The sequence below is a fragment of the Methylophilus glucosoxydans genome (assembly GCF_042676145.1).
GTDB classification, from domain to species: Bacteria; Pseudomonadota; Gammaproteobacteria; order Burkholderiales; family Methylophilaceae; genus Methylophilus; species Methylophilus glucosoxydans.
Genome location: NZ_JBHTJW010000008.1, coordinates 1 through 5,921, shown reverse-complemented (window position 1 = coordinate 5,921; position 5,921 = coordinate 1). Strand labels below are relative to the sequence as shown.

Sequence of the window (5,921 nt, the reverse complement as noted above, 5' to 3'; positions counted from 1 at the left end):
AAAAACCTCTGTATAATGCGCGCTTCGCTTGAAACGTTGGAAGTTAAAACGGAAGAGCGAAAAGCCTTCGAGGCACTGTTCTTTAAAAATTAGGATGACTGATAAGTGTGGGTGTTTGTAGTTGGGTGTGAACGCATTTGATGCGTAAAACTCAGAAAATACAAATGCTTACGCTTAGATTTATGACAAGTATGTACAGTGTAGTTTACACACATACCTTGAAATGAATTTGAGATATAGCGAAATCGAATACCGCCTCTTAATTGAGGTAAAAAGTAATAGTTAGGAATTAAACTGAAGAGTTTGATCCTGGCTCAGATTGAACGCTGGCGGAATGCTTTACACATGCAAGTCGAACGATGAACCTTAGCTTGCTAAGGGGATTAGTGGCGAACGGGTGAGTAATATATCGGAACGTACCTTGTAATGGGGGATAACTAGTCGAAAGATTAGCTAATACCGCATACGCCCTGAGGGGGAAAGTAGGGGATCTTCGGACCTTACGTTATAAGAGCGGCCGATATCTGATTAGCTAGTTGGTGGGGTAATGGCCTACCAAGGCGACGATCAGTAGCTGGTCTGAGAGGACGACCAGCCACACTGGAACTGAGACACGGTCCAGACTCCTACGGGAGGCAGCAGTGGGGAATTTTGGACAATGGGCGCAAGCCTGATCCAGCCATTCCGCGTGAGTGAAGAAGGCCTTCGGGTTGTAAAGCTCTTTCGCAAGGGAAGAAAACTTACACAATAACACTGTGTGAGGCTGACGGTACCTTGATAAGAAGCACCGGCTAACTACGTGCCAGCAGCCGCGGTAATACGTAGGGTGCGAGCGTTAATCGGAATTACTGGGCGTAAAGCGTGCGCAGGCGGTTTTGTAAGTCAGATGTGAAATCCCCGAGCTCAACTTGGGAACTGCGTTTGAAACTACAAGACTAGAATATGTCAGAGGGGGGTAGAATTCCACGTGTAGCAGTGAAATGCGTAGAGATGTGGAGGAATACCAATGGCGAAGGCAGCCCCCTGGGATAATATTGACGCTCATGCACGAAAGCGTGGGGAGCAAACAGGATTAGATACCCTGGTAGTCCACGCCCTAAACGATGTCTACTAGTTGTTGGTGGAGTAAAATCCATGAGTAACGCAGCTAACGCGTGAAGTAGACCGCCTGGGGAGTACGGTCGCAAGATTAAAACTCAAAGGAATTGACGGGGGCCCGCACAAGCGGTGGATTATGTGGATTAATTCGATGCAACGCGAAAAACCTTACCTGGCCTTGACATGCCACTAACGAAGCAGAGATGCATTAGGTGCCCGTAAGGGAAAGTGGACACAGGTGCTGCATGGCTGTCGTCAGCTCGTGTCGTGAGATGTTGGGTTAAGTCCCGCAACGAGCGCAACCCTTGCCATTAATTGCCATCATTGAGTTGGGCACTTTAATGGGACTGCCGGTGACAAACCGGAGGAAGGTGGGGATGACGTCAAGTCCTCATGGCCCTTATGGCCAGGGCTTCACACGTAATACAATGGTCGGTACAGAGAGTTGCCAACCCGCGAGGGGGAGCTAATCTCAGAAAGCCGATCGTAGTCCGGATTGTTCTCTGCAACTCGAGAGCATGAAGTCGGAATCGCTAGTAATCGCGGATCAGCATGTCGCGGTGAATACGTTCCCGGGCCTTGTACACACCGCCCGTCACACCATGGGAGTGGGTTTTACCAGAAGTAGTTAGTCTAACCGCAAGGGGGACGATTACCACGGTAGTATTCATGACTGGGGTGAAGTCGTAACAAGGTAGCCGTATCGGAAGGTGCGGCTGGATCACCTCCTTTCTAGAGAAGATCACCTGTCTACAAGCATTCACTCTTATCGGTCATCTTAAAAATAAGCAGCAACAAAGATTTAGGCAAACCGCCTTAGGGTCTGTAGCTCAGCTGGTTAGAGCACCGTCTTGATAAGGCGGGGGTCGTTGGTTCGAGCCCAACCAGACCCACCACCGAATATTGGGGGATTAGCTCAGCTGGGAGAGCACCTGCTTTGCAAGCAGGGGGTCGTCGGTTCGATCCCGTCATCCTCCACCAACGACTTGGTGTCTTTGTTGCGGTTTAGAGATTAGAAGCAAGCGTTATTAATTGATGTTTGATTAAATGTTTGCTTCTGGTTTTTAAACGTTAGTTTAACGACTAAGACTGCTCTTTAACAAAATGGAAGAAGTAAAGGAATATAGGTTGTGTGATGACAACTTATATTCAATGGGCGATATTATTTTTTAACCGGAAATAATATCGATTGATTGCAAAATCAGAAATATTAAACGCAAGTTGAGAAGCGACATTGATGAGTAATCATGAATGTAGCGAATCTAACGAGGTTTGATAGTGCTTTAGAATTACCTGTAACGCGTGTCTCATGCACGACGAAATCTAGATTTAAAAAGGGTTTAGGTTTTAACGTTATAGGGTCAAGTGAATAAGTGCATATGGTGGATGCCTTGGCGATATCAGGCGATGAAGGACGTGATAGCCTGCGAAAAGCTTCGGGGAGCTGGCAAATAAGCTTTGATCCGGAGATGTCCGAATGGGGAAACCCGGCCGTAAGGTCATTCTCTTCTGAATATATAGGAAGAGTAAAGCGAACCTGGAGAACTGAAACATCTAAGTACCCAGAGGAAAAGAAATCAACCGAGATTCCGTAAGTAGTGGCGAGCGAACATGGAACAGCCTGTTACTTTTAGCAGACGCGATAGTAGAACGGAATGGAAAGTCCGACCGTAGTGGGTGATAGTCCCGTATACGAAATCCCGTTTGTGGAACTAGGGTAACGACAAGTAGGGCGGGGCACGAGAAACCCTGTCTGAACATGGGGGGACCATCCTCCAAGGCTAAATACTCGATATCGACCGATAGTGAACCAGTACCGTGAGGGAAAGGCGAAAAGAACCCCGGGAGGGGAGTGAAATAGATCCTGAAACCGTATGCATACAAACAGTGGGAGCCTCGTAAGGGGTGACTGCGTACCTTTTGTATAATGGGTCAGCGACTTACATTCAGTGGCAAGCTTAACCGATAGGGGAGGCGTAGAGAAATCGAGTCCGAATAGGGCGTCTTAGTCGCTGGGTGTAGACCCGAAACCAAGTGATCTATCCATGGCCAGGATGAAGGTGCCGTAACAGGTACTGGAGGTCCGAACCCACAAATGTTGAAAAATTTGGGGATGAGCTGTGGATAGGGGTGAAAGGCTAAACAAACTTGGAGATAGCTGGTTCTCTCCGAAAACTATTTAGGTAGTGCCTCGTATATAACTCTCGGGGGTAGAGCACTGTTATGGCTAGGGGGTTCATAAGAACTTACCAAACCATTGCAAACTCCGAATACTGAGAAGTTCAATTACGGGAGACAGTCCATGGGTGCTAACGTCCGTGGACAAGAGGGAAACAACCCAGACCGACAGCTAAGGTCCCAAATGACGTGCTAAGTGGAAAACGAAGTGGGAAGGCATAGACAGCCAGGATGTTGGCTTAGAAGCAGCCATCATTTAAAGAAAGCGTAATAGCTCACTGGTCGAGTCGTCCTGCGCGGAAGATGTAACGGGGCTAAGCACGTAACCGAAGCTTCGGATGCCAGTTTACTGGCATGGTAGGAGAGCGTTCTGTAGGCCTGCGAAGGTGTACTGTGAGGTATGCTGGAGGTATCAGAAGTGCGAATGCTGACATGAGTAGCGATAAAGGGAGTGAAAAGCTCCCTCGCCGAAAGCCCAAGGTTTCCTGCGCAACGTTCATCGGCGCAGGGTGAGTCGGCCCCTAAGGTGAGGCAGAGATGCGTAGCTGATGGGAAACAGGTTAATATTCCTGTACCTATATACAATGCGATGTGGGGACGGAGAAGGTTAGGTCAGCCGGGTGTTGGATGTCCCGGTTCAAGCGTGTAGGTTGGTTCTTTAGGCAAATCCGGAGAGCTAAGACTGAGACGTGATAACGAGTCTGCTTGCAGACGAAGTGATTGATACCATGCTTCCAAGAAAAGCCACTAAGCTTCAGTTGTATAAGACCGTACCGCAAACCGACACAGGTGGGCAGGATGAGAATTCTAAGGCGCTTGAGAGAACCCGGGAGAAGGAACTCGGCAAATTAGCACCGTAACTTCGGGAGAAGGTGCGCCCCGGTAACGTGTATAGACTTGCTCTAGAAGCGTGATGGGGTTGCAGTGAAAAGGTGGCTGCGACTGTTTAATAAAAACACAGCACTCTGCAAACACGAAAGTGGACGTATAGGGTGTGACGCCTGCCCGGTGCTGGAAGATTAAATGATGGGGTGCAAGCTCTTGATTGAAGTCCCAGTAAACGGCGGCCGTAACTATAACGGTCCTAAGGTAGCGAAATTCCTTGTCGGGTAAGTTCCGACCCGCACGAATGGCGTAACGATGGCCACACTGTCTCCTCTCGGGACTCAGCGAAGTTGAAATGTTTGTGAAGATGCAATCTCCCCGCGGCTAGACGGAAAGACCCCATGAACCTTTACTGCAGCTTTACATTGGACTTTGACAAGATTTGTGTAGGATAGGTGGGAGACTATGAAGCGGTGTCGCCAGATATCGTGGAGTCATCCTTGAAATACCACCCTGATGTTGTTGAGGTTCTAACCTAGGTCCGTAATCCGGACTGGGGACCGTGTATGGTAGGCAGTTTGACTGGGGCGGTCTCCTCCCAAAGAGTAACGGAGGAGTGCGAAGGTAACCTAGGTACGGTCGGAAATCGTACTGATAGTGCAATGGCAAAAGGTTGCTTGACTGCGAGACGGACAGGTCGAGCAGGTGCGAAAGCAGGTCATAGTGATCCGGTGGTTCTGTATGGAAGGGCCATCGCTCAACGGATAAAAGGTACTCTGGGGATAACAGGCTGATTCCTCCCAAGAGTTCATATCGACGGGGGAGTTTGGCACCTCGATGTCGGCTCATCACATCCTGGGGCTGTAGCCGGTCCCAAGGGTATGGCTGTTCGCCATTTAAAGTGGTACGTGAGCTGGGTTTAAAACGTCGTGAGACAGTTTGGTCCCTATCTGCCGTGGGCGCTGCAAGTTTGAGGGGACCTGCTCCTAGTACGAGAGGACCGGAGTGGACGCACCTCTGGTGGACCAGTTATCATGCCAATGGTATAGCTGGGTAGCTAAGTGCGGAAGAGATAAACGCTGAAAGCATCTAAGCGTGAAACTCGCCTCGAGATGAGACTTGCCTCTGGCTTTAAGCCAGCTAAAGAGTCGTTCAAGACCAGGACGTTGATAGGTCAGGTGTGGAAGTGCAGTAATGCATTAAGCTAACTGATACTAATTGCTCGTGAGGCTTGATCCTATAACCTTAAAACTTAGATTAAAATCTAAGCCAGGTGTAGTTCAAAGCAATATGATTTGGCAATCATCAAGAAATAAGAAACACAAGTTGTTTCATACCCTGCCCATTGATGCTTGAAAAAGCAAAATCCTTTACTTCTTCCAATTTGTTAAAGCAGGCTGATTCATATCAGCACCATGCATAACATTACCAGTTATGTTTGGGGACAATAGCAGTTTGGAACCACCCCTTCCCATCTCGAACAGGGCCGTGAAACGAACTTGCGCCAATGATAGTGTACTCTTCGTATGCGAAAGTAGGTCATCCCCAAGCTCCTATTCTAAAAAGCCCTCGGCAGCAATGTCGGGGGCTTTTTTATTGCCTGTAACCGGTAGGCAGATGAAATTCAGGCAGAAAAAAACCCGGTGCAAGCACCGGGTTGAAGTGTCTATTAAGATCAACTCAAAATAGACTGCCATGAAAACTTAAGCGCTGCACTGCAGCGTAAAATATAATTGACACCGCTCAAGCGGTTGTTGATCTGCTGCTTCTCCCTCTTTTACACACATCTTAAAAAATACACAGGCGTATGTCATTGACCC

Annotated in this window: 2 tRNA genes and 3 rRNA genes; all 5 read left to right on the top strand. The window is 48.4% G+C overall.

Annotated features, from left to right (window positions below):
* Nucleotides 1–291: 291 nt before the first annotated feature.
* The 5 genes from ACFQ1T_RS14300 to rrf all read left to right on the top strand — a co-directional run bounded on the left by ACFQ1T_RS14300 (nt 292) and on the right by rrf (nt 5,652).
* Nucleotides 292–1,830, top strand: a 16S ribosomal RNA gene (locus tag ACFQ1T_RS14300).
* Nucleotides 1,831–1,917: 87 nt separating this feature from the next.
* Nucleotides 1,918–1,994, top strand: a tRNA-Ile gene (locus tag ACFQ1T_RS14295).
* 9 nt (nt 1,995–2,003) lie between these two features.
* Nucleotides 2,004–2,079: transfer RNA gene (locus ACFQ1T_RS14290), tRNA-Ala, on the top strand.
* 378 nt (nt 2,080–2,457) lie between these two features.
* Nucleotides 2,458–5,340 (top strand): 23S ribosomal RNA (locus tag ACFQ1T_RS14285).
* Nucleotides 5,341–5,538: 198 nt separating this feature from the next.
* Nucleotides 5,539–5,652, top strand: a 5S ribosomal RNA gene (gene rrf, locus ACFQ1T_RS14280).
* The 16S, 23S and 5S rRNA genes sit together here with 2 tRNA genes alongside, the layout of an rRNA operon.
* Nucleotides 5,653–5,921: the final 269 nt, after the last annotated feature.